Raw genomic sequence first — 2268 nt, forward strand, 5'->3', positions numbered from 1 at the left:
ACAAAGAGTATTTCGGCAATGCAGAAACTTAACAAGGCAAAAAACTTTACGCCTTCGGCTCGGACGCGCTACGCGCGCCCGTTTTTGCGGCGTTAGGTGTGTCCTGTCCCTTTAGCTAAAACGGTCGTTGATTATAAGTTTTTTGTTGGTGCAAATTTCCATGAGTGAGGCAGTCTGAAAAACTGATTCATCGTTGTAAGGAAGTCATGTTTTCTTGCCGTTTGCACGAACAGCATTTTTATCACTAAACGAATTCTGATAGTCTGGCTTAGTAAACGAAAGAAATAGTTTTGTTCCCTGGAGGCAAAAGGAAGTGCATCAAGTCATCGAAAAGGTCACAACACCTAACAAGGCGTCAAAGTTCACTCCGCCAACAAGTCGGCTCCGCGGGACGGCTGCTACGCGCCGCCCCTTGGCTTAGCGTTAACTGTACGTGGATAGATACAATTTTTTAGCTCGCCTTTGTACTGTCAGTCTCCTGACTATGATTTGTATTGTTTTTGTCTTAGGTGTTTCTCAATTTGAATTACATAAAGGCTCAAGTTCTTATACCTTTATGCAGGTTGTTGGCGGGTTATTATCCCTTTTAGCATTTGTGAGTGGCTTCTATCTATGGGTTACTGGATTTAAGCGGTATAAACACCTATTAGGTGGTTATAGTTTTAAGTGGTTAGTTTATGTCTCCCTTACAATTATTTCTGCTCTGTATATGCAATTTAAATATGGCAAGGAAACTCATGACAGTTAACAAGCTTAAAAACTTACATTCACTGCGTTCATTCGGACGCGCAAAAAACGCGCGCCCGTTTTAAGGGCGTTAGTAGTGTATGAACTTATACAATAAGAAAACGCTGGCAGTTTTTTTGGCATTAAGCTTTATTACTGTAGGCATATTGGTTTCATATCTAGGTTATATAAACTACTTAAACCCTGGTGAGGTTCATTGTGGTGTTACAAAATCTTCGGGTGCTTCCTGCGGTACAAAATTTGGCTTTGTAATGACTGTCGTTTTCGTAATAGAAGCCTTAGGTTTAAATTATATTTGGTCTAAATTTCAAGGTTACTAATCAAATACTGTGGCTATAAAAACTACTAACAAGTTGTCAAAGTTCACTCCGCTGCAAACAGAGCAGCTCCGCGGGACGGCCGCTTCGCGCCGCCCCTTGGCAAGGCGTTATGAGTATCAATGGGGTTCGTATGATTGAAAGAGTGCAAGGTGCGTATGCTGGAAGAAATAAATCGTCTGCTTATAAAGACCTAATTTGGACAGTTGCTACATCATCTGACACCTCACTTGATCTAGAAGGTCAAACTAAGCTAACGTTGGAGACCATTGCGAAAAACCTCGAAGAACTTGGATCTAATAAGTTTAGAATTCTTTCGGCTCAGGTTTATATTGCAAATATGCAACATAAGCCAATCATGGATAATGTGTGGAAAAAATGGTTAGGTGAAAATCCTCAAAACTGGCCTCAGAGGGCATGTTTAGGTGTTCAGCTTGAAGGCTCTGTATTAATTGAAATAACTGTCGTAGCTGCTCGTGTCTAAAAAACTCATAACAAGAAGCAAAAGTACGCCTACGGCGGGACGCGCAGAAAACGCGCGCCCCTTTGCTGGGCGTTATAGGTATCAGTTCTAATGAGTTTTACAGTTGATTTAATACTCACCGAAATTCCTGAAAATGATAAGGAGGCATGGGGTTTCATAGAGAATCTTCGAGAAGAGTACTATGAAGATAAATCTAAGCCTCACGAAAGACTCGTCGAGTTGCATAAGAGGCTTACTGATAAGTATCCTTGTCTATGTGATTATGACGATGATGATCCAGAAATGGATAATAGTCCTTGGGCAGACGGCCCAATGATAGGAAACTTCGCTAGCAAAATGGGAATGTTAGCTATTTTATATTCTAGAGCAGACGAGCTGTTTCCGTTTATTCTTCAAAATGCATTGGAATTAGATATCATCTTGGCCGATGGCCAAGATGAAAAAATCTATCGACCCGGATACAAAATTGAACAGAAAAAGAAGCCTTGGTGGAAAATATGGTAAAAACCTATAACAAGCTCCAAAACTTACATTCACTACGTTCATTTGGACGCGCAAAAAGCGCGCGCCCGTTTGAAGGGCGTTAGGCGTACGTAGAGCATGGATTTATATACTTTAATAGAAGTGGAAAGTCAGGAAATACTAAGTTGTTGGGCTGGCGAGCTTAATCACTTTGATTCTGTCTTTGGGTATTCTGTTCTTGGGCATTTCTTTTTATAT

At 40.8% G+C, this 2268-nt stretch carries 3 protein-coding genes; all 3 read left to right on the forward strand.

Annotation, left to right across the window (positions count from 1 at the left end; all coding sequences use genetic code 11):
- Positions 1–827 precede the first annotated feature (827 nt).
- Complete coding sequence (locus tag DFR28_RS19460) at positions 828–1067, forward strand: hypothetical protein (protein WP_113956073.1); 240 nt, start codon at positions 828–830, stop codon at positions 1065–1067.
- A 130-nt stretch (positions 1068–1197) separates the two neighbouring features.
- The gene (locus tag DFR28_RS19465; protein WP_113956075.1) at positions 1198–1548 is read left to right on the forward strand and encodes a Rid family hydrolase; all 351 of its coding nucleotides are present in this window, start codon (positions 1198–1200) and stop codon (positions 1546–1548) included.
- Between the two features lie 90 nt (positions 1549–1638).
- The gene (locus tag DFR28_RS19470) at positions 1639–2052 is read left to right on the forward strand and encodes a hypothetical protein (protein WP_113956074.1); all 414 of its coding nucleotides are present in this window, start codon (positions 1639–1641) and stop codon (positions 2050–2052) included.
- Positions 2053–2268: the final 216 nt, after the last annotated feature.

The organism is Arenicella xantha (assembly GCF_003315245.1).
GTDB lineage: Bacteria > Pseudomonadota > Gammaproteobacteria > Arenicellales > Arenicellaceae > Arenicella > Arenicella xantha.

Excerpts from the sequence above, each read along its gene's own strand:
- DFR28_RS19460 (WP_113956073.1), top strand. The coding sequence starts at position 828 with ATGAACTTATACAATAAGAAAACGCTGGCAGTTTTTTTGGCATTAAGC.
- DFR28_RS19465 (WP_113956075.1), top strand. The coding sequence starts at position 1,198 with ATGATTGAAAGAGTGCAAGGTGCGTATGCTGGAAGAAATAAATCGTCT.
- DFR28_RS19470 (WP_113956074.1), top strand. The coding sequence starts at position 1,639 with ATGAGTTTTACAGTTGATTTAATACTCACCGAAATTCCTGAAAATGAT.